The organism is Pseudomonas sp. Fl4BN1, from assembly GCF_009908285.1.
GTDB lineage: Bacteria > Pseudomonadota > Gammaproteobacteria > Pseudomonadales > Pseudomonadaceae > Aquipseudomonas.
On the sequence record NZ_JAAARM010000057.1, the window covers coordinates 1 to 21,248 of the forward strand.

The window sequence follows — 21,248 nt, forward strand, 5'->3', positions numbered from 1 at the left end:
TGTCCAGGCGTTCATTCAGGCCCTGACACAAGCCGCGCTCGATGCGCTCGTAGCAACCGGCCAGGTCGTTGACCCCATGCACGACGATGGTCACGCAGGGCTTGGGCGGCGTGGCAATCAGGTGCACGTCACCACCGCCCGGCATGGTGATTGCCTGGCCTGTGCAAATGGTCCTCATCCGAACGGCGTCATTCATTGTGCATTCGCTCCTTGATGACCTGAAAGACAACCTTTCACGTCGTCCAGCCGGGTCACGTCCAATCCATTCAGGGACGAGGCTTGCGCAGCAGGGCTGAATGGTTTGGCCTGACGACACGGGTGCCAGGCCTGACCTTCTACTGATGCGGCGCAAAAAAAACCGGCGTCAGACCATAGCAAAAGCACCAGGGAATAAATCTAGGAACTGTCTCAAAAGCGTTCTGAGCGCAGCGCGGCCCACTGTCACAGGTGCCGCCCGAGGCAAGAAAATGTGCCCAGCGAAAGGGCCTTGCCGGGGTTTGCTTCGGCCGTGCTGGCCTACAACGTTTTCCCGTGCTTAAGCGCAGTGATCCCGCACCAAGCATTTGCCGGGAGAAGACCGCTGTTACTCCCGTTCGCCAACCGGATACAGCCCGCTCTCAACGCCCCCCTGCGCTTCCTCCATGACCCATTCCACAAACGCCCTGACCGTGTCGCGCTGCAGGGCCTGTGGTTGTGTCACCACGTAATAGGCGAAGCGCGCCGGCCAGGGTTTGTCCAGCACCTGCACCAGCCGGCCGGCGGCAATTTCCTCCTGGGCATACTGCAAAGGCACCAAAGCTAGCCCCTGGCCGGCTTCGGCGGCACGAATCAACAGGAAATCGTCTTCAAACGCTGTCCCCCGTTCGGCACGGGGGTCCTGTGCCACACCGTGGGCCGCGAGCCACAGCGACCAATCCGCACGGTCGCTATCGTGCAGCAGCGGATAGCAGAGGCAATCCTCGGGCTCCCGCAGTTCAATCCCCTTAGCCAACCAGTCAGGGCTGGCCACCGGCACCAGAACCGGGGCCATCAAGGGCATGACGTGCAGACCGGGATAGTCCCCGAGCCCGTGGCGCAGGGCCACATCCACATGATCCCGACGCATGTCCACCACCGCGGAAGTGGCTTCCACCCGCACCTCGATATCCGGATGGCGCTGATTGAAACGGCCCAGGCGCGGCACCAGCCAGGAAGCCGCAAAGGTCGCCACGGTACTCACCGTCAGGGTCTGTCGTGCCTTGATCACCTCCAGGGTCTGCAGCGCCACCTGCATCTGCTCGAAAGCCTGGAGCAACAACGGATGCACCCTGGCCCCGGCTTCGGTCAGGCGTAAGCCGCTCCTGTGCCGGGTGAACAGTGCCAGACCGATGCGGTCCTCCAGCAAGCGTATCTGCTGGCTGACGGCGCCGGAGGTAACGCTCAACGCTTGCGCGGCGGACTTGATGCTACCCCGCTGCCCCACCTCGACGAAGGTGCGCAGCGCCAACAGTGGAAGTGATCGGATCATTGAGTTTAGTTTTCCTAAATTTACCAACGATAAATCATCGTTTTGTCTTCTATAAGTCGGAAGCGATGATACAAAAAGTTTAGCAACACTAAATACATTAAGCCTCTGTTCATCGACCAGGATATCCGTATGACCTCCCCCCGCTGGCGGCTCTGCCTCATATTGCTCTGCACGACCCAGTTCGTGGCCTTGCTCGACTTCTCCATCACCATGATCCCCTTACCGCAGATTCAGCAGAGCCTGGGCTTCACTCCCGGCGCCTTGCAGTGGGTGATCAACGCCTACGGTGTAGCCATTGCCGGTTTTCTGTTGCTGGGTGGCCGCGCCGCCGATCTGTTCGGACGTCGCCGGGTCTTTCTGCTCGGCCTGGCGATCTTTACCCTCGGCTCCTTACTCGGCGGTTTCTCGCAAAGCCCGGCGATGCTGATCAGCACCCGTGCCATGCAGGGATTTGGCGCAGCGCTTTTTTCACCGGCGGCGTTTTCCCTGCTGCTGGCGCTGTTTCCCGATCAGGCCCAGCGTAACCGGGCCCTCGGCGCCTGGACGGCGGTGGCCGCCAGTGGTTTTGTCGGCGGTCTGATTCTCGGCGGCCTGATCACCGACCTGCTGGGTTGGCGCTGGGTACTGTGGATCAACGTGCCGGTCGGCATGCTGGTGATTGCCCTCGCTACCCACCTGCCGGTCGGCCAACGGGATACCACCACCGAAACCCCACGCTTGGATATCGGCGGCGCGATGCTGGTGGCCGCCGGTGCCGCGACCCTGGTCTTCGCCTTTGCCAACAGTGAGCACGTCGGCCTCGCCTCGCCCACGACCTACGGCTTGATCGCCATGGCCATGGTCCTGCTTGCAGCATTCGTCTGGGTGGAAAAGCAGGTCGCGGCCCCCTTGATGCCGATTGCGGTTTTTTCGCACCCCATGACCGGCGGCGCCAATCTGGTCTCACTGCTGGCCAATACCGCCCTGGGGCCGACCTTTGTCGTGGCGGCCTTGTATATGCAGGAAATCCTCGATTTCAGCGCCACCCAGGCAGGCTTGGGACTGCTGCCGATGGCAATCGCCTTCACCCTGTGCAGTGCCTGGGCCGGCCCCGCGCTGATCGCCAGGCTGGGCACCAAACCAGTGATTCTCGGCGGCATGCTGCTGTTCATTAGCGGGCTGTCGCTGCTGGGAGTATCGCTGCAGGTGGATGCATCCTGGGCCTCCTCGCTGCTGCCCGGCACGCTGCTGGCGGGGATCGGCTACGGCATTGCGTTTCCGGCCTGGACCGTCGCCGGCATCGAGCAGGTCGCCGCTGCCGACCATGGTTTGGCCGGAGGCATGCTCACCACCACCCAGGAAGTCGGCTCCGCGGTCGGTCTGGCGTTGGGGGTTGCAGTGAGCATCGCCGTGCTGGCCGGTGGTGGCAGTGCAGTACAGGGTTTCAGCGCGGCGATTCTGGTTTCCGCCTGCTTGGTAGCGCTCGGCGCACTGTGCGCGGCGTTGATCCTGCCGGGCAAGACCAGCGCACTGGAGATGGCAGGATGAGCGCCTTTGATCTGCGTGGCGCCTCGGCGCCGGCCTTCGCCAGCCACCCGGGCTACCGGCGCATGTTCGCTCCCGGCGAACTGACCCTGGGCCTATTTCTGCCGCTGCGTTTCTATGAGGGAGACATGGCCGTTCTAACCGGTCAGGCGGAGCACATAAAGGAGATCGAGCGCCTTGGATTTGCAGCGGTCTGGGTGCGGGACATCCCACTGTTCGACCCCGAGTTTGGCGATGCCGGCCAGGTGTTCGAGCCTTTCACTTACCTGGCATTTCTCGCGGCCCAGACCCAGCACATTGCCCTGGCCACCGGCAGCACGATTTTCTCCCTGCGTCATCCGATCGACCTGGCCAAGGCAGCCACCAGCCTGGACCAGCTCTCGGGTGGGCGGCTGATCCTGGGTATCGCCTCTGGCGACCGGCCTATGGAGTTTCCGGCCTACGGCCTGGAAATCGGCGAACGGGGGGAGCGCTTCGCCCAGGCCGTGAAGTACTTTCGCCAACTGATACAGAGCAAGACCCCCGCTATCCAATCGCCCCTGGGGCGCATTGTCGACGCCGACCTGCTACCCAAGCCCGTGTCAGGGGCGATTCCGCTGATGGTGACCGGTGCCAGCGGCCAGTCCCTGAACTGGATCGGTGAACAGGCGGACGGCTGGCTGACCTATCCCGGCCCGACCCACACCCGCGAAGGCCCGCGACGCCTGGCAGAAAAGCTCCGGGCCTGGCGCCAACTGATCCCCGACGCAGGCTTTCGTCCTCACATGACCAATGAGTGGCTCGACCTGGTGGATGACCCCGACCATCCCCCCACACCAGTGCAAGGTGGCTACGTGCTACGCACCGGGCGCAAGGGCCTGATCGACCTGCTGGAACAATGGCGAGAGGCTGGCGTCAACCATGCGGCCCTGGGCATCCAGTTCTCCCAGCGGCCCGTGGCGGAAGTCATCGCGGAACTGGCGGCAGAGGTGCTGGGGCATTTTCCTACCCATGGAGGGCCTTCTCTGCAACTGCGATGGTGAGGAGAACCGGCCTGACGCCGCTGACAAGGGTTCCTCGCACGCTGTTGCTGGCTGGAACTGTCTGATCAGCAGAGAACCTCCGACGGCGCTTATGGTGGGGCGCCGCTGGCTGGATTAAAGACGCGCAGGCGTTTTTCTGGCCATGCACAGCCTGAAAAACAGAGCGGACATGTACTCCACCCACGCCCCGGTAAAATCCCCACACCCTCCCATGCTAAGGTTCCATCCCCCACGCCCTGGAGTTGCAAACCACCATGTCCGTAGTGATCCGTACCCACCCCCGCTTGACCATCGGCGTACTGATCGGCTGCGCCGTCGCCCTCCTCGCCCCCGCCCAGACCCTCACCGGCAAGGTCCTCATCGGCTGGAACGCCGCGGTCTGGAGCTACCTGGCGCTGATGTTCTGGCTGACCGTGCGGGCCCGCGCCGACGAGGTGAAGCGCATCGCCGAAGCCGAGGACGAAAACGCCGGCCTGGTGCTGTTGATCGTCTGTGTGGCGGCCATCGCCAGCCTGGTGGCCATCACCCTGGAGCTGGTAGGCAGCAAGGACCTGGGCAGCACTCAACGCCTGCTGCACTACGCCTTCACCGGGCTTACGGTGATCGGCTCATGGCTGCTGGTGGGGGTGATCTTCAGCGTGCATTACGCCCGCCTCTACTACACCTGGGACGGCAAGGAACCGGCGCTGCGCTTTGCCGAGCAACTGTCCACTCCGGACTATTGGGACTTCCTGTATTTCTCCTTCACCATCGGCGTCGCGGTGCAGACTTCCGACGTCGGCGTGGCCACCCGTGAAATGCGCAGGATCGTGCTCGCGCAGTCGCTGATCGGCTTTCTGTTCAACACCGCGATCCTCGGTTTCTCGATCAATATCGCCGCCGGGCTGTTCAGCTGAAACTGCACGAAACTTCTAGACCTGGGCCCTGGCACCGACGCTAACTGCCAGGGTTGAACCTCGACCCTCAGGTACCCCATGACCGCGCACAACTGGATCGATCTGGCCCAGGATGCCGACACCGGCATCGAGACCCTGCGCGCCCATTTCACCGGCCACGCCTACGATCCACACTGGCATGACAGCTACCTGGTCGGTGTCACCGAGCAAGGGGTGCAACAGTTCAACTGCCGCCGGGCACGCCACCAGAGCACCCCGGGCAAGGTGTTCCTGCTGGAGCCGGGGGAAATCCACGACGGTGAAGCCCCCACTGAAGGCGGTTTCACCTACCGCATGCTGTACCTCGATCCGCAGTGGCTGGAACGCGAACTGGGGGCGCTGTTCGCCGAGGCGCCGGCCAATACCCAGCTGGGTTTCGGCAGCACCCTGGCCAGCGACCCACGTTTGGCCCAGGCCACCAGCGCGGCCTTTCACAGCCTGCATCACCGCGAACTGCGCATTGTCCGCCAGAGCGCCCTCGATCAATTGCTCGAGCAGTTGACCGGGCATCTGCACTGGCGCCAGCGCTACGGCCAGGACCCGCGCCTGCCATTGGTTGCGCAGCGGGCCCGGGATTACCTGCATGCCCACCTGTATCAGGACCTGAGCCTGGAAGCCCTGAGCGTCGCCTGCGGGGTCGACCGCTTTCGCTTGAGCCGAGCCTTCAAGGCCGCTTTCGGCTTGCCGCCCCATGCCTACCTGGTGCAACTGCGCCTGAGCCGGGCGCGGCGTTTGCTGGCCGGTGGCGCGGCCCCGGCGGAGGTGGCCAGCGCCCTGGGCTTTGCCGATCAGAGCCATCTGGGGCGCTGGTTCATGCGCGCCTACGGCTTGAGCCCGGAGGGGTATCGCAAGCGCTGCACAAAGCTTCCAGACGCCTGAAGTCCAGGGCGTGAAGATCACCTCCTGGATCTTCACTGGAGTTGCCCGCCATGCCCCCTTCCCTCTCGAGCCTGTTGCCCTTCGTGCTGTTCGCCTTTATCGCCGCCATCACCCCGGGGCCAACCAATATCCTGGTACTGAGCAATAGCGCTCGCTATGGCCTGCGTGCAGCGTGGCCGATCATCTTCGGCGCCTGCGTCGCGGCAGCGGGCATCGTCTTACTGGTGGGCAGCGGCTTCGGCGATTGGCTGGGACAACTGCCGCGGGTCCAGCGAGCCATGCAGTGGGCCGGCCTGCTGTGGCTGAGTTACCTGGCCTGGCAGATCTGGCGGGCGCCAGCCACTCCACTCGATGCCAATGCCGATGAGCGCCGCCTGGGGCTGCTGGGCGCGGCGGCCCTGCAACTGGTGAACCCGAAAACCTGGATGATGGCCCTGGCGGTGGTCAGCGTGTTCACCGGGACCGAGGCAGACCGCCAGGCCCAGGTGCTGTACCTGTCCCTGGTGTTTTTCCTGGTCGCCCTGCCCTGTCTCGGCACTTGGGCGCTACTGGGCGCAGGTTCGGCCCGCTGGTTGCGCTCGCCTCAGGCCATGCAGCGCTTCAACCGCGGCATGGCCTTGTTGTTGCTGGTGTCCACCTGGTCAAGCCTATGGGCCTGAGGCCGTCGTCACCGTGCAAAAGCAGGTCGCCACAGAGCGTTTCCCGCACCTCAGGGGCCACGTAAGGTGGCGGACACGGCGCAACAAGACGCCGCGCTGAATAAAAACCACCTGCCGGACGAGATCCTCTGATGAAAGCACCGTTCAAGCGTTGTTTGCTGCTCCTCTGCGCTGCGGCACTCCTGAGTTCCGCCACCTGGGCCGCTGAGCCCGCTTCCTGCAAGAACGTGCGTATGGGCGTGGTCAACTGGACCGATGTGATCGCCACCAGCGCCATGGCCGATGTACTGCTCAGCGACCTGGGCTACACCAGCAAGCAGACCAGCGCCGTGCAGCAGATCATCTTTGCCGGGATCCGCGATAAGCGCCTGGACATTTTCCTCGGCTACTGGAAGCCGGCGATGGACAACAACATCGCGCCCTTCCTCGAGGCCGGACAGCTCAAGGTTCTGGCCCAACCCAGCCTGGCGGACGCCCAGGCGACCCTGGCGGTGCCCGACTACGTGGCCCAGGCCGGCCTGAAAACCTTCGCCGATATCGCACGCTTCAAGGAGCAACTGGGCGCCAAGATCTACGGCATCGAACCCGGCAGCGGAGCCAACAGCACCATCAAGGGCATGATCGACACCGACCATTTCGGCCTCAAGGGCTTCAAGCTGATCGAGTCCGGCGAAGCCGGGATGCTCGCGGCAGTGCAGCGAGCGATCAATCGCAAGGAGTTCGTAGTGTTCGTCGGCTGGACCCCGCACCCGATGAACATCAACCTGCACATCACTTACCTGACCGGCAGTGAAGACGTGTACGGGCCCAACGAGGGTGCGGCCACGGTGTCCACGGTCACGGCGCCGGACTACGCCGAGCGTTGCCCGAATGTGCAGCGCCTGTTGCAGAACCTGACCTTCAGCGCAGCCCAGGAAAGCCAGTTGATGGTGCCGATCATGCTGCGCAAGGCACCGCAGGATGTGGCCCGGCAATGGCTGCGCGAACACCCCGAAGACCTGCAGCGCTGGCTGGCCGGGGTCAGCACCTTCGACGGCAAGGATGGCCTGGCCGCGGTCAAGGCCGGACTCTAGGAGCAAGCGCATGAGCGACTATCCGCTCTCCCCGGAACTGGCCGCCTTCGTCGAACGGACCCTGAGCTACACCAGCACCGACAGCAGCTTCCAGGGCCTGCGCGCCAGCTATGACCGCATGTGCCGGGACTTCACCCCGGCGCGCCCGGCCGGCCTCGCCGTGGACGACCTGCGATTGACCCAGGTGCCGCTGCGCTTCTATCGCCCCGATCGGCCCGCCCCTGAATCCGGCTGGCCCTGGCTGTTGTACCTGCACGGCGGCGGCTGGGTGCTGGGCAACCTGGACTCCCACGATTTCATCTGTGCCCATTTGGCCAGTGAGCTGCAGTTGCTGGTGATCGCGGTGGACTATCGGCTAGCGCCGGAGCAGCCATTCCCAGCCGCGTTCGACGACTGCCTCAAGGTCTGGCGTGCCCTGGAGCAGGGGTTGGCGCCGGTGCCGCTGGACACCCGGCGCCGGGCACTGATGGGCGACAGTGCCGGCGGCAATCTGGCGGCCGCCTTGTGCCTGGCCCTGCGGGATGCCGGTGAGCCCTTGCCCGCCGCCCAGGTGCTGATCTATCCCAGTCTGGGCGGCGCCAACCTGCCGTCCCGCAGCCAGTGCGCCGATGCACCGCTGCTCAGCAGCCGCGACCTGGACGCTTTCCAGGCCCTGTACCTGCCGGGCCCCGAGCAGCGCTCGGCCTACGCGCGGCCACTGCTGTCGGAGGATTTCAGCGGCCTGCCGGCAGCCTTGATCGCCGTGGCGCAGTTCGACCCCCTGCGCGACGACGGCGCCAGCTATCACCAGCGGCTGCTGGCCGCGGGGGTTCCCAGCCAGCTGTACCCGGGCCTCGGCCTGGTGCACGGCTGCCTGCGGGCCAGAGGCCTGGCAGCGGAAGTCGATGCGCTTTATGACCTCCTGCTGCACGGCCTTCGGCAGTCTCTGGCCCTTCCCTGAGCGCTTACCGTTGGTCAGCCAACTGAGTGCCCGAAGACGATTTATCGCGATTGCACCCTTGACGGCAGAATGGTTTTTGCGGTTTCCTGAAACCGGTTTCAGCGCTGCCCTCAGAATGACTGAAACCGATAATTCCAAGAATAAGGTCGTCGCCCGTGAATCATTTCTCTGCCGCCCAGCGCAGCCGCGTCACCATGCTCGATGTCGCCCGTCACGCCGGGGTTTCCAAAGCCAGCGTGTCGCGTTTTATCGGCGAAGATCGGGCCCTGCTTTCCGATGCGATTGCCCTGCGCATCGAGCAGGCGATCAGCGCACTGGGCTACCGCCCGAACCAGATGGCCCGCGGCCTGAAACGCGGGCGCACGCGCCTGATCGGCATGCTGGTGGCCGATATCCGCAACCCCTACTCGATTGCCGTGATGCACGGCGTGGAAACCGCTTGCCGCCAGCACGGCTATAGCCTGGTGGTGTGCAACACCGACCGCGACGACCAGCAGGAGGCCCAGCACCTGGCCAATCTGCGGGCCTACAACATCGAAGGCCTGATCGTGAACACCCTGGGCCATCACCTGGAGCAGTTGCTGGCGTTGCAGCAGGAAATGCCCATGGTGCTGGTGGACCGCAAGCTTGCCCAACTGCACGCCGACCTGGTGGGGCTGGACAACCCGGCGGCGGTACGCAGCGCTGTCGAGCACCTGGAGCAACAGGGTTACCGCGACCTGCTGCTGGTCAGCGAACCCCATGACGGCACCAGCTCGCGACTCGAACGCAGTGCCGCCTTTGACGCCGAGATCGCCCGGCGTCCGGCCTTGCGTGGCCAGTCGCTGGAAACCGGCGACACCCTGGCCAGGACCCTGCACACCTTTCTCGAAGCCCCCGGGCCTGGCCCCAAGGCCCTGTTCTGCGCCAACGGCGTGGCGACCCTGGCAGCCACCCGGGCGCTACGTGAACTCCATTGCCCGCTGTTCGACGGCATCGGCCTGATCGCCCTCGACGACCTCGACTGGTACCCCTTGGTGGGCAGCGGCATCACGGCCCTGGCCCAACCCACCGACGCCATCGGCAGCAGCGCCTTCGAGTGCCTGCTCAAGCGCCTGCGGGGCGATACCGGGCCAGCCCGGGTGGTGGATTTCCCCGCGCAGTTGATCGTGCGGGGCTCCACCCGGCGCTAAGCCGCGACAGCCAACACCCCAGTTTTTTTCCGAATAAAAATGAAACCGGTTTCAGAGGTCTGAAGCATGCATCAATCACCCGTTTCCATCAGCCTTTCCAGCTACGGCGCGGACCTGGTACGCCAGCACGGCCAGGCGCATTTCATTCCCTTGGTAGCGGCGGCCGGAGCCTCCTGGATCGAATGGCGCGAGGAGTTGCTGAGCGACGAAAACCCCGCCGAACTGGCCCGCAGCGCGCAGCAGCATGGCCTGGAAAGCGTATTTTCCTCGCCCTTGGAGTTGTGGCAGGCACAGCACCGCGAACCCCATCCCGCGCTGTCCGCCACCTTGCAACGGGCCCGGGAATTCGGTGCCAAACGCCTCAAGGTGTCCCTCGGCCACTTCACCGCGCATCACGACTTGCGCAGCCTGGCCAGCCTGCTGTTGCGCCAGCCGGTGAGCCTGCTGGTGGAAAACGACCAGACCGCCCACGGCGGGCGCATCGAGCCGTTCCAGCGTTTCTTCAGCGCTGTGGAAGCCCTCAACCTGCCGCTGCGCATGACCTTCGATATCGGCAACTGGCAGTGGCAGGAGCAGTCCGCGGTGAATGCCGCGCGCCTGCTGGGCCGGCATGTCGACTACGTGCATTGCAAGGCCGTACGCCAGCGGGTCGACGGCAAGCTGGTGGCCATACCGCCCGGCGCCCCGGAGCTGCATCAGTGGGAACAACTGCTGCAGCACATGACTCCAGGCCTGACCCGGGCCGTGGAATACCCGCTGCAAGGCGCTGACCTGGTGCAGGTGACGGCCGAGCAGGTCGCCCTGCTGGCCCGCCTTGGCCAATCTCGCCGGGAGACTCAAGCATGCTGATGCCCGAGACCGATATCCTCTGCTTCGGCGAAACCATGGCGATGTTCGTCGCCGAGCACAGCGGCGACCTGGCCCAGGTCGAGCGCTTTCACAAGCGCATCGCCGGGGCCGACAGCAATGTCGCCATCGGCCTGTCGCGCCTGGGTTTCAAAGTGGCCTGGCTGAGCCGGGTCGGCAACGACTCCCTGGGGCGTTTTGTCCTCGACACCTTGCGAGCCGAGGGCCTGGACTGCCGCTTCGTACGCTGCGACCCGATCCATCCCACCGGTTTCCAGCTCAAGTCCCGGGAAGACACCGGCGACGATCCTCGGGTCGAGTACTTCCGCCGCGGCTCGGCGGCCAGCCATCTGGCCGTCAGCGATGTGGCCCCCGCCCTGCTCCAGGCTCGCCATCTGCATGCCACCGGTATTCCCCCGGCGCTGTCGGATTCGGCCCGGGAGCTGTCCGGCTACCTGATGCAGAGCCAGCGTGCCGCTGGGCGTAGCGTGTCGTTCGACCCCAATCTGCGCCCCGGCCTGTGGGCCAGCGAGGCGCTGATGATCCGCGAGATCAACCGCCTGGCCGCCCTGGCCCACTGGGTGCTGCCGGGGCTTGGCGAAGGTCGCCTGCTGACCGGTCAAGACGATCCGGCGGACATTGCCGCGTTCTACCTCGACCAGGGAGCCGAGGCCGTGGTGATCAAGCTCGGCGCCCATGGTGCCTACTACCGAACCCAACTGGATGAAGGTTTCGTCGACGGCGTGCCGGTGGCCCAGGTGGTGGACACCGTGGGGGCCGGCGACGCCTTCGCCGTGGGCCTGATCAGTGCCCTGCTGGAAAGCTGCAGCGTGGTCGAGGCCGTACAGCGCGCCAACTGGGTCGGCAGCCGCGCGGTGCAGAACCGCGGCGACATGGAAGGCCTGCCCTTGCGCCACGAACTACCGGAGCACACGCCCACCCTGAAAACCGCCAGCGCCCTGTAGGAGCTGGCTTGCCAGCGAAAGCGCCCGCCAGGGCGATGCAAGGCTAAAGGCCCTCTTCGCCGGCAAGCCGGCTCCTACACAACAGCATTGCGCACAACCGTAGGAGCTGGCTTGCCAGCGAAGGCGCCCGCCAGGGCGATGCAAGGCTAAAGGCCTCTTCGCCGGCAAGCCGGCTCCTACACAACAGCATTGCGCACAACCGTAGGAGCTGGCTTGCCAGCGAAGGCGTCCGCCAAGGCGATGCAAGGCTAAAGGCCCTCTTCGCCGGCAAGCCGGCTCCTACACAACAGCATTGCGCACAACCGTAGGAGCTGGCTTGCCAGCGAAGGCGCCCGCCAAGGCGATGCAAGGCTAAAGGCCCTCTTCGCCGGCAAGCCGGCTCCTACACAACAGCATTGCGCACAACCGTAGGAGCTGGCTTGCCAGCGAAGGCGTCCGCCAGGGCGATGCAAGGCTAAAGGCCTGTTCGCCGGCAAGCCGGCTCCTACGGAAAACGAAAACCAAGAACCACCTGTTGCGACAAAAACAACAAGCTCAGGAGAACTTTCATGAACACGCTCAAACTCGCCGCCCGCCGCTGGTGGTACATCATGCCGATTGTCTTCATCACCTACAGCCTGGCCTACCTGGACCGCGCCAACTATGGATTTGCCGCCGCCTCGGGGATGGCCAACGACCTGCAGATCACCCCCGGGCTCTCGTCGCTGCTGGGCGCGCTGTTCTTCCTCGGCTACTTCTTCTTTCAAGTGCCGGGGGCGATCTACGCGCAAAAACGCAGCGTGAAGAAGCTGATCTTCGTCAGCCTGATTCTCTGGGGCGGGCTGGCCACCCTGACCGGCATTGTCTCCAACGCCTACATGCTGATCGCCATCCGCTTCATGCTCGGGGTGGTGGAAGCGGCGGTGATGCCGGCCATGCTGGTGTACCTGTGCCACTGGTTCACCCGCGCCGAACGCTCCCGGGCCAACACCTTCCTGATCCTTGGCAACCCGGTGACCATGCTCTGGATGTCAGTGGTCTCGGGCTATCTGGTGGAGCACTTCAGCTGGCGCTGGATGTTCATCATCGAAGGCCTGCCGGCGGTGCTCTGGGCCTTTATCTGGTGGCGCCTGGCCGATGACCGGCCGAGCGCCGCAAACTGGCTCAGTGACCAGGAAAAGCGCGACCTGGAACACGCCCTGGCCGCCGAACAGGTGGGCATCAAGGCGGTGAAGAACTACGCCGAGGCCTTCCGCTCACCCAAGGTGATCCTCCTGGCCCTGCAGTTCTTCTGCTGGAGCATCGGGGTCTACGGGTTTGTCCTGTGGCTGCCGTCGATCCTCAAGCACGGCGCGCAAATGGACATGGTCGAAGCCGGCTGGCTCTCGGCCCTGCCCTACCTGGCGGCGGTGTTCGCCATGCTCGGGGTGTCCTGGGGCTCGGACCGGATCCAGCAGCGCAAGCGCTTCGTCTGGCCGCCGCTGCTGGTGGCGGCCATCGCCTTCTACGGCTCCTACCTGCTGGGGGCCGAGCACTTCTGGTGGTCCTACAGCCTGCTGGTGGTTGCCGGGGCCTGCATGTATGCGCCCTATGGGCCGTTCTTCGCCATCGTCCCGGAGATCCTCCCGGCCAACGTCGCCGGTGGCGCCATGGCCCTGATCAACAGCATGGGGGCCCTGGGCTCGTTCGGCGGCTCCTACCTGGTGGGTTACCTGAACAGCAGCACCGGCTCGCCGGGAGCCTCCTACCTGCTGATGAGCGGTGCCCTGCTGCTCTCGGTACTGCTGACCCTGTTACTCAAACCCGGCGCCAGCGAGCCACGGGCCAAATCCTTGCCGGTGCGTCGCCGCCTGGTTCATTGCTGAATTGCCACAGAGACCGTCATGAAAAAACACTTGGTGCTGTACAAGAAACTCTCGCCGTCGCTGATGGCCCGCTTGCAGGAACAGCTGGAGGTCACCTTGATCGAAGACCTCGGCCCCGCCGGCCTGAACGCCTTGCGCCAGGCCTTGCCCGGCGCCCACGGCCTGCTCGGGGCGAGCCTGCGCCTGGACGCCGAACTGCTCAACCTGGCGCCCCGGCTCGAAGCTGTGGCCAGTGTCTCGGTGGGGGTCGACAACTACGACATCGACTACCTGAGCCAACGCCGGATCCTGCTCAGCAACACCCCGGACGTGCTCACTGAAACCACCGCCGACACCGGTTTCGCGCTGATCCTGGCCACAGCCCGGCGGGTGGTGGAGCTGGCCAATCTGGTGCGCGCCGGGCAATGGCACCGCAACATCGGCCCGGCGCATTTCGGCAGCGACGTGCACGGCAAGACCCTGGGCATCATCGGCATGGGGCGCATTGGCGAGGCCCTGGCCCAGCGCGGGCATTTCGGCTTCGGCATGCCGCTGATCTATCACAGCAACCGGCCGAAGCCGGCGGTGGAACAACGTTTCAATGCCCGCTATTGCAGCCTGGAGCAGTTGCTGCAGGAGGCGGACTTCATCTGCCTGACACTGCCGCTGACCGCGCAGACCGAGGGGCTGATCGGGCGCCGAGAGTTTGCCCTGATGCGCGCGCAAAGCATCTTCATCAACATTTCCCGGGGCAAGGTGGTGGATGAGGCAGCGCTGATCGAAGCCTTGCAGGCGCAGCAAATTCGCGCGGCCGGGCTGGATGTGTTCGAGCGCGAGCCGCTGGACCAGCATTCACCGTTGCTGCAATTGCCGAATGTGGTGGCCACTCCGCACATCGGCTCGGCCACCCACGAAACCCGCGAAGCCATGGCCCGCTGCGCCGTCGATAACCTGCTGGCGGCCCTGGCGGGGCAGCGCCCGCCGAACCTGGTGAACCCGGCAGCCTGGACGCAGCGCCAATAACCCGGTTGCCGCCGCCCCCTGCGGGTCGATCGCAGCCGCCATCGCTCCCGGCTCGGCACTGGCGCTGCAGCCATTGCCGAGCCTGCGGCAGCGCCTGCGCCAGCGGCTACAGAAGTTCAGCGGTGCAGCGGGCAATACGCCGACAGGCGTCGGCCAGATGGTTGCAGTCCAGCACCAGGGCAATGCGGATATGCCCCGCGACGCTGGGACCAAAAGCCTCACCGGCCAGCACAGAGACGCCGTAGCCCTCCAACAGTCGTTCGGCGTAGGCCTGGGCTCCCAGGCCGGTCTGACGCACGTCGACCATGACAAACATGCCGCCATCGGGGACCACCGGCAGCAGCCCGGGACATTGCCCCAGCATCGAACACACCAGGTCCCGGCGCCGACGATATTCTTCACGCATCTGCACCAGTTCCGGCAAGTCGCTGGACAGCGCCACCACCGCGGCGTTCTGCACGAAGTCCGGCAAGCCATACAGCATGCACAGGGCCAGGTTGCTCAGGTGCTCGGCCAGCACCGGCGGGGCAATCACCCAGCCGACCCGCCAGCCGCTCATGGCATGGGACTTGGACAGGCTGTTGATGGTTGCGGTACGTCCGCCCATCCGCGGCAGGCTGGCGGGGCTCAGGTGCTCGCCCTCATACAGCAGGTCGCAGTAGACCTCATCGGAAATCAGCCACAGGTCATGCTCAAGGCACTGCCGCGCCAGGGCCTGCCAGTCATCGAGCGACAGGCTGGCACCTGAAGGGTTATTGGGGCTGTTGAGCAACATCGCCCGGGTGCGTCCGGTAATCCGCGCCGCAACGTCATCGGGGTCGACCCTGAAACCCCGCTCGGCCCGCACCGGTACCGGCACCACCTTGGCCCCGCAGGCACCGAACACGCCTTCATAGGTGACGTACATCGGCTCCGGCACCAGCACCTCGTCCCCCGGATCGAGCAGGCACTGGGCTACCGAAAACACCGCGCATTGCGCCCCTGGCAAGACCACCACATGCTCGGCGTCCACCACCTGGCCCGTGCGCTGGTGGTGGCACTGGGCGATGCAGCTGCGCAGCGTCAGGTTGCCGCGCACTTCCGAATAATGGGTATCGCCGGCCAGCAGACTGTCGATGGCCGCCCGGACCACGGGCTTCGGGGTGTCGAAGTCCGGGTCGCCGATGGTCAGCAGCAGCACATCCCGCCCTTGCTCGCGCAAGGCCAGGGCCCGGTAGTGAATGTTCCAGGCTGCGGAGCCTTCTCCGACAATCCGTTGGGTCAGGGCTGAGTAGCGCATCGCATGCTCCTTGAAAGATGCCTCAGCCAAAACCCTAGGTGCTGCACCGGAACTCGTCGAGCGCCCCGGTGGTTTGCGCGGTTAAATTACAAAACGCGCCACCATCGCATTCAGGTCCACCGCCAGGCGTGACAGCTCATGGCTGGCCGCACTGGTCTGATTGGCCCCAGCTGCCGACTGGGTGGCCAGATCGCGGATGTTCACCAGGTTGCGGTCCACCTCGCGGGAGACCTGGGCCTGCTCTTCCGAGGCGCTGGCGATCACCAGGTTGCGTTCGTTGATCTGGTTGATCGATTCGTCGATCTGCTCCAGGGCCACGCCGGCGGCGCGGGCCAGTTCCAGGGTGCTCTGGGTGCGCTGGTTGCTCTGCTGCATCGACTCGACCGCCTCGCCGGTACCGTTCTGAATACCGGCCACCATCTTCTCGATTTCCTGGGTCGACTGGGCCGTGCGATGGGCCAGGGCCCGCACTTCATCGGCCACCACCGCGAAACCGCGCCCGGCCTCGCCGGCACGGGCCGCTTCGATGGCGGCGTTAAGGGCCAGCAGGTTGGTCTGTTCAGCAATGGCGCGGATAACGTCCAGTACCTTGCCGATGTCCCGGCCCTGGGTCGCCAGGCCTTCGATCAGCACCGACGTGCTTTGCACGTCGTGGGTCATGGTCTGGATCGCGTCGACGGTCTGCACCACGCGGTCGCGGCCCTCGCGGGCAGCCAGGGTCGATTGCTGGGACGCTTCGGAGGTGGACACCGCATTGCGCGCAACTTCTTCGACGGCGGCGGTCATTTGATTGACCGCCGTGGCGGCCTGTTCGATCTCGTTGTTCTGCTGCTGGACACCCCGGGAAGCTTCTTCGGTCACTGCGCTGAGTTCTTCCGAGGCCGAGGCCAGCTGGGTCGCCGAGCCGGCGATCTGCTCGATGGTCCGGCGCAGGCTGGCCTGCATCTCGGCCAGGGCCTGCAGCAGGCGCGCCGGTTCGTCCTTGCCGTCGACCTCGATGGCCTGGCGCAGGTCGCCCCCGGCAATCACCTGTGCAACGTTCAGCGCCTTGTTCAAGGGGGTCACGATGCTGCGGGTCAGCAATAGCGCGAGGACGATGGTCAGCAACGACGCCACCACCGCTACGCCGACGATTCCGCTAATAGCACTGTTGTAGTGTTCGCCAGCGGCCTTGGAGGCGCTCCTGGCATCGGCGGCATTGATCGCGATCAGCTGGTTCAACTGCTCGCCCATCTGGTCGGTGCCGTCCTTGATCCGGGTGTTGATCAGGTTGCGCAATTCGTCCAGCTTGTCCTGGCGTGACAGGTCAAGCATCTCCTTCTGCGCTTGCAGGTAGCTGTCCAGGGTCGCGGCAAAATGCTGGTACAGCGCCGCTTCTTCCGGCCCTGCCGGTAACGCCGCATAACTGGCCTGGGCCTGCTTGGCCTTGTCCACCAGTGCGCCGATGCGCGTCTGGGCCTCCGCAAGGCCGGCCGGGTCGCGGTTCACCAGCACCCGAAACGACAGAATCCGCAGGCGCAGTACGTTTTCGGTGAGGTTGCCGAGAAAGCCGACGCTGGGCAGCTGGTTGCTTTCCATCTCCACGGAGGCCTCACGGATGATCGACATGCGGTTGACCGCAAACATACCCAGCACGATGACCAGCAAGGCGATAAAGGCAAAACCGAGGAAAGCGCGAGGGGCGATATTCAGGTTACGCAGGGACATAGGGCGACTCTCGAAGGAGAACGGGGAACGAGCATCCATGCCGTTGATCCGTCAGGCGCATCAGCAACTGCGTCGACGTGAGGCTCCGCGGCAATCAAAGTCCGCGGGACTGTTAGAGATATCGGCCGAACTTGCGCTTTTATATGGCTGATTCGCAAAAATATTTCCGAATGTGACCGGTGTTTCAGAACTGATACAACAGCGTGCGAAGTGAATCGATAAAGCTACAAATCGCCAACACCGAAATCCTGGACCGGCCCACCGCCAAGGCCTGTGGAAAGTGCAAGTCATTCGCCGGAAAAGCCATTTTTTCCACACTCGCGCCTGCCCATCATGGGCCCAGTCAATAAAAACAACGCCGAGACTGGATATGAAACCCGAAGACTTTCGTGCCGCAACCAACCGCCCGCTGACCGGTGCCGAATACCTGGCCAGCCTGCGCGATGATCGTGAAATCTACATTTACGGTGACCGCGTCAAAGACGTCACCACACACCCGGCCTTCCGTAACTCGGCGGCCTCCATGGCCCGCCTGTACGACGCCCTGCACGACCCGGCCACCAAGGAACAACTGTGCTGGGACACCGATACCGGCAACGGTGGCTACACCCACAAGTTCTTCCGCTCGGCCCGAAGCCCCGATGAATTGCGCCAGCAGCGCGACGCGATTGCCGACTGGTCGCGCCTGACCTATGGCTGGATGGGCCGCAGCCCCGACTACAAGGCCGCCTTCGGCAGCGTGCTGGGGGCCAATCCGGAGTTCTACGGCAAGTTCTCGGACAACGCCCGCACCTGGTACAAGCGCATCCAGGAAGCCTGCCTCTACCTCAACCACGCCATCGTCAACCCGCCCATCGACCGCGACAAGCCGGTGGATCAGGTCAAGGACGTGTTCATCTCGGTGGATGAAGAAGTCGAGGGCGGGATCATTGTCAGTGGCGCCAAGGTGGTGGCCACCAACTCGGCGCTGACCCACTACAACTTCGTCGGCCAGGGCTCGGCGCAATTGCTCGGGGACAACACCGATTTCGCCCTGATGTTCATCGCGCCGATGAACACCCGGGGCATGAAGCTGATTTGTCGCCCCTCCTACGAGCTGCAGGCCGGCATGACCGGTTCGCCTTTCGACTACCCGCTGTCCAGCCGCTTCGACGAGAACGACGCGATCCTGATCATGGACAAGGTGTTCATCCCCTGGGAAAACGTGCTGATCTACCGCGACTTCGAGCGCTGCCGCCAGTGGTTCCCCCAGGGTGGTTTCGGCCGACTGTTCCCGATGCAGGGCTGCACCCGCCTGGCGGTGAAGCTGGATTTCATCACCGGGTTGCTGGTCAAGGCCCTGCAATGCACCGGGTCCCTGGAGTTTCGCGGGGTCCAGGCCCAGGTCGGCGAAGTGGTGGCCTGGCGCAACCTGTTCTGGTCCCTGACCGACGCCATGCACGGCAACGCCAGTGAGTGGATGAACGGCGTCTACCTGCCCAGCACCCAGGCGCTGCAGGCCTATCGGGTACTGGCGCCGCAGGCCTACACCGACATCAAGAAGATCATCGAGCAAGTGGTGGCCAGCGGCCTGATCTACCTGCCGTCCGGCTCCCGCGACCTCAAGGACCCGATCCTCAACCAGTACCTGGGCACCTACTGCCGAGGCTCGGGCGGCATGGGCCACGAGGAGCGGATCAAGATCCTCAAGCTGCTGTGGGACGCGATCGGCACCGAGTTCGGCGGGCGCCACGAGTTGTACGAGATCAACTACGCCGGCAGCCAGGACGAAATCCGCATGCAGTGCCTGCGCCACGCCCAGGCCAGCGGCTCGATGAAGGCCATGACCGACCTGGTGGACAAGTGCCTCGGCGACTATGACCTCGATGGCTGGACCGTGCCGCACCTGACCAACCCCGACGACATCAACATGCTCGACCGCATCCGCCAGTAACCACTGGCGTTGTAGGAGCTGGCTTGCCAGCGAAGGCGCCCGCCAGAGCGGCACAAGGCTCAAGGCCCTCTTCGCCGGCAAGCCGGCTCCTACAGGAAAAGGCCGATATCCACCTGTCGTCGTAGGAGCTGGCTTGCCAGCGAAGGCGCCCGCCAGAGCAGCACAAGGCTCAAGGCCCTCTTCGCCGGCAAGCCGGCTCCTACAGGAAAAGGCCGATGTCCACCTGTCGTCGTAGGAGCTGGCTTGCCAGCGAAGGCGCCCACCAGAGCAGCACAAGGCTCAAGGCCCTCTTCGCCGGCAAGCTGGCTCCTACAGGAAAAGGCCGATGTCCACCTGTCGTCGTAGGAGCTGGCTTGCCAGCGAAGGCGCCCGCCAGAGCGGCACAAGGCTCAAGGCCCTCTTCGCCGGCAAGCCGGCTCCTACAAGAAAAGGTCAATGTCCACCTGTCGTCGTAGGAGCTGGCTTGCCAGCGAAGGCACCCGCCAGAGCGGCCCAAGGCTCAAGGCCCTCTTCGCCGGCAAGCCGGCTCCTACAGGAAAAGGTCAATGTCCACCTGTGATCGTAGGAGCTGGCTTGCCAGCGAAGGCGTCCGCCAGAGCGGCACAAGGCCCAAGGCCCTCTTCGCCGGCAAGCCGGCTCCTGCTGCACAATGCCCTGCGTCCATGAGGAATTCGTCATGCCCGAACTCGATCCCAAGCAACTCGCCTTTCGCAACGCCATGGCGCACATGACCGCCGCGGTCAACGTCATCAGCAGCAACGGCCCCGCCGGCCGCTGCGGCATCACCGCCACTGCGGTCTGCTCGATCACCGACAGCCCGCCGACCCTGATGGTCTGCGTCAATCGCAACAGCGCCCTGAACCCGGTGTTCAAGGGCAACGGCCGCCTGTGCGTGAATGTCCTCAGCGGCGAACACGAAGAAGTCGCCCGGCACTTTGCCGGCATGACCGGGGTGGCCATGGACCAGCGCTTCGGCCTGCATCCCTGGCGCGACGGGCTGCAAGCCCTGCCAGTGCTGGAAGGCGCCCTGGCCAGCCTCCAGGGACGCATCACCGAGGTCCAGGAAATCGGCACCCACTCGGTGATGCTGGTGGAACTGGACGAGATCAGCGTGCTGGAACAAGGCGATTCGCTGGTGTATTTCAGCCGCTGCTTTCATCGCCTGCAGCACCCTTGCCCGGCTGCCTGAGGCGGCTACCAGCGCAACAGGCTTGCCGGCAATCGACTTGGAGCCGGCAAGCCGGCTCCCACCCGTCCTTTGAAGGCGCCCATGCACTTCAATCAGAAGCGCCAGCTTGATTGACGAAACCTGCCCTGGAAGCTGCTGGAGCGCGGTCGGCTGCTCGGAGCACGCAAGGTCGAGCAGTTGCAGTCCGCTGGCCACCTGGACTGCAGCCTGGACTCGGACATCCTGCGCCTGGCCTTTGTCAGCCTCACCATGATGCCGATGCTACTTAAGGAAGTGTTCGAGCTGCAGATGGAACAGCCCATGGACGCGGACTTCTTCGCCCGGCTAGCGTCTTTCAACGGGCATCTGTTCAGCGCGGGCCTACCGCGTACTGGATTGACAACCCGTTGTCGACACACGCCGAGCGCCTGTCCTTTCAGGCTGGAGACCTGCTGCAGGCAGTGCCACCCGCCCGGGACCGGGATGACCTCTACCTGCTCAGCGCGATCCTGCATAGCCTGGATGATGAGAACTGCATCCGGGTCCTGGACAATCTAGCCCGCGCCGCCGGGGACAGCAGTGCGCGGGTCGCATTGCTGGAAATCGTAGTGCCTGCCCACAAGGACGACCTGGCAAGCGCGGCATTCGACATGCAGATTTTCCTGGGGACACCCGGCAAGGAACGAACCCTGGCGCAATGGCAGGACCTGTTCGCCCAATCCGCCTGGCGACTCGAAGAGCTGATCGATCTGCCAGCCATCGGCAAGATCCTGGTACTGGCCTGATTCGCTCC

19 protein-coding genes and 1 pseudogene are annotated in these 21,248 nt (G+C 64.6%); 15 read left to right on the forward strand and 5 right to left on the reverse strand.

What is annotated here, in order from left to right; genetic code table 11:
- Together GV818_RS32260 and GV818_RS32265 are read right to left on the reverse strand one after the other, a co-directional pair.
- Nucleotides 1-196 (reverse strand): T6SS effector phospholipase Tle3 domain-containing protein (locus GV818_RS32260; protein ID WP_161778572.1); only part of this gene is annotated, 196 nt, incomplete at its 3' end.
- Nucleotides 197-583: 387 nt separating this feature from the next.
- Entirely contained in the window at nucleotides 584-1,507 is a 924-nt protein-coding gene (locus tag GV818_RS32265; RefSeq protein ID WP_161778573.1) for a LysR substrate-binding domain-containing protein, read from the reverse strand.
- A gap of 129 nt (nucleotides 1,508-1,636) precedes the next feature.
- On the opposite strand from GV818_RS32265, the gene GV818_RS32270 reads away from it, so the two are divergent.
- The 12 genes from GV818_RS32270 (at nucleotide 1,637) to GV818_RS32325 (ending at nucleotide 14,368) form a co-directional block, all read left to right on the forward strand.
- Complete coding sequence (locus GV818_RS32270; RefSeq protein ID WP_161778574.1) at nucleotides 1,637-3,034, forward strand: MFS transporter; 1,398 nt, start codon at nucleotides 1,637-1,639, stop codon at nucleotides 3,032-3,034.
- The gene (locus tag GV818_RS32275; RefSeq protein ID WP_161760095.1) at nucleotides 3,031-4,053 is read left to right on the forward strand and encodes an LLM class oxidoreductase; all 1,023 of its coding nucleotides are present in this window, start codon (nucleotides 3,031-3,033) and stop codon (nucleotides 4,051-4,053) included. Before GV818_RS32270 ends, GV818_RS32275 begins: the two co-directional genes overlap by 4 nt.
- Nucleotides 4,054-4,307: 254 nt before the next feature.
- Nucleotides 4,308-4,949 (forward strand): DUF1345 domain-containing protein, encoded by a 642-nt coding sequence (locus GV818_RS32280; RefSeq protein ID WP_161757122.1) that lies wholly within the window; start codon nucleotides 4,308-4,310, stop codon nucleotides 4,947-4,949.
- Nucleotides 4,950-5,027: 78 nt separating this feature from the next.
- Nucleotides 5,028-5,867, forward strand: a complete 840-nt coding sequence (locus tag GV818_RS32285; RefSeq protein ID WP_161757123.1) for an AraC family transcriptional regulator — start codon at nucleotides 5,028-5,030, stop codon at nucleotides 5,865-5,867.
- Nucleotides 5,868-5,917: 50 nt separating this feature from the next.
- Complete coding sequence (locus tag GV818_RS32290) at nucleotides 5,918-6,526, forward strand: LysE family translocator (RefSeq protein WP_161757124.1); 609 nt, start codon at nucleotides 5,918-5,920, stop codon at nucleotides 6,524-6,526.
- 131 nt (nucleotides 6,527-6,657) lie between these two features.
- Nucleotides 6,658-7,599, forward strand: coding sequence for a choline ABC transporter substrate-binding protein (locus GV818_RS32295; protein WP_161757125.1), 942 nt, complete (start codon nucleotides 6,658-6,660; stop codon nucleotides 7,597-7,599).
- A gap of 10 nt (nucleotides 7,600-7,609) precedes the next feature.
- The gene (locus tag GV818_RS32300) at nucleotides 7,610-8,539 is read left to right on the forward strand and encodes an alpha/beta hydrolase (RefSeq protein ID WP_161757126.1); all 930 of its coding nucleotides are present in this window, start codon (nucleotides 7,610-7,612) and stop codon (nucleotides 8,537-8,539) included.
- Between the two features lie 155 nt (nucleotides 8,540-8,694).
- Complete coding sequence (locus GV818_RS32305) at nucleotides 8,695-9,711, forward strand: LacI family DNA-binding transcriptional regulator (protein WP_161757127.1); 1,017 nt, start codon at nucleotides 8,695-8,697, stop codon at nucleotides 9,709-9,711.
- A 66-nt stretch (nucleotides 9,712-9,777) separates the two neighbouring features.
- A complete protein-coding gene (locus tag GV818_RS32310) occupies nucleotides 9,778-10,560 on the forward strand; it encodes a sugar phosphate isomerase/epimerase family protein (RefSeq protein WP_161778575.1) in 783 nt (260 codons plus the stop codon).
- Entirely contained in the window at nucleotides 10,560-11,522 is a 963-nt protein-coding gene (locus GV818_RS32315; protein ID WP_161778583.1) for a sugar kinase, read from the forward strand. The genes GV818_RS32310 and GV818_RS32315 overlap by 1 nt, the downstream gene beginning before the upstream one ends.
- Nucleotides 11,523-12,070: 548 nt before the next feature.
- Nucleotides 12,071-13,366: an MFS transporter gene (locus GV818_RS32320; protein WP_161757129.1), complete on the forward strand. Its 1,296-nt coding sequence runs from the start codon at nucleotides 12,071-12,073 to the stop codon at nucleotides 13,364-13,366.
- An 18-nt stretch (nucleotides 13,367-13,384) separates the two neighbouring features.
- Entirely contained in the window at nucleotides 13,385-14,368 is a 984-nt protein-coding gene (locus GV818_RS32325) for an NAD(P)-dependent oxidoreductase (protein ID WP_161778576.1), read from the forward strand.
- A 106-nt stretch (nucleotides 14,369-14,474) separates the two neighbouring features.
- Here GV818_RS32325 and GV818_RS32330 read toward each other — a convergent pair whose 3' ends face one another.
- From GV818_RS32330 to GV818_RS35215, 3 genes and pseudogenes are all read right to left on the reverse strand, one after another.
- Complete coding sequence (locus GV818_RS32330) at nucleotides 14,475-15,647, reverse strand: pyridoxal phosphate-dependent aminotransferase (RefSeq protein ID WP_161757131.1); 1,173 nt, start codon at nucleotides 15,645-15,647, stop codon at nucleotides 14,475-14,477.
- Between the two features lie 81 nt (nucleotides 15,648-15,728).
- Nucleotides 15,729-16,592 (reverse strand): methyl-accepting chemotaxis protein, encoded by an 864-nt coding sequence (locus GV818_RS35210; RefSeq protein ID WP_372242140.1) that lies wholly within the window; start codon nucleotides 16,590-16,592, stop codon nucleotides 15,729-15,731.
- Nucleotides 16,587-17,393: pseudogene (locus GV818_RS35215) on the reverse strand (MCP four helix bundle domain-containing protein); the annotation flags it as partial. The gene GV818_RS35210 and the pseudogene GV818_RS35215, both read right to left, overlap by 6 nt.
- 331 nt (nucleotides 17,394-17,724) lie before the next feature.
- On the opposite strand from GV818_RS35215, the gene hpaB reads away from it, so the two are divergent.
- From hpaB to GV818_RS32350, 3 genes are all read left to right on the forward strand, one after another.
- Complete coding sequence (hpaB, locus tag GV818_RS32340) at nucleotides 17,725-19,287, forward strand: 4-hydroxyphenylacetate 3-monooxygenase, oxygenase component (protein WP_161778577.1); 1,563 nt, start codon at nucleotides 17,725-17,727, stop codon at nucleotides 19,285-19,287.
- Nucleotides 19,288-19,963: 676 nt separating this feature from the next.
- Nucleotides 19,964-20,476: a 4-hydroxyphenylacetate 3-monooxygenase, reductase component gene (gene hpaC, locus GV818_RS32345; RefSeq protein WP_161778578.1), complete on the forward strand. Its 513-nt coding sequence runs from the start codon at nucleotides 19,964-19,966 to the stop codon at nucleotides 20,474-20,476.
- A 386-nt stretch (nucleotides 20,477-20,862) separates the two neighbouring features.
- Nucleotides 20,863-21,240 carry a methyltransferase gene (locus GV818_RS32350; protein ID WP_178125229.1) on the forward strand — a complete coding sequence of 126 codons (378 nt, stop codon included), beginning with the start codon at nucleotides 20,863-20,865 and terminating at the stop codon, nucleotides 21,238-21,240.
- Nucleotides 21,241-21,248 lie beyond the last annotated feature (8 nt).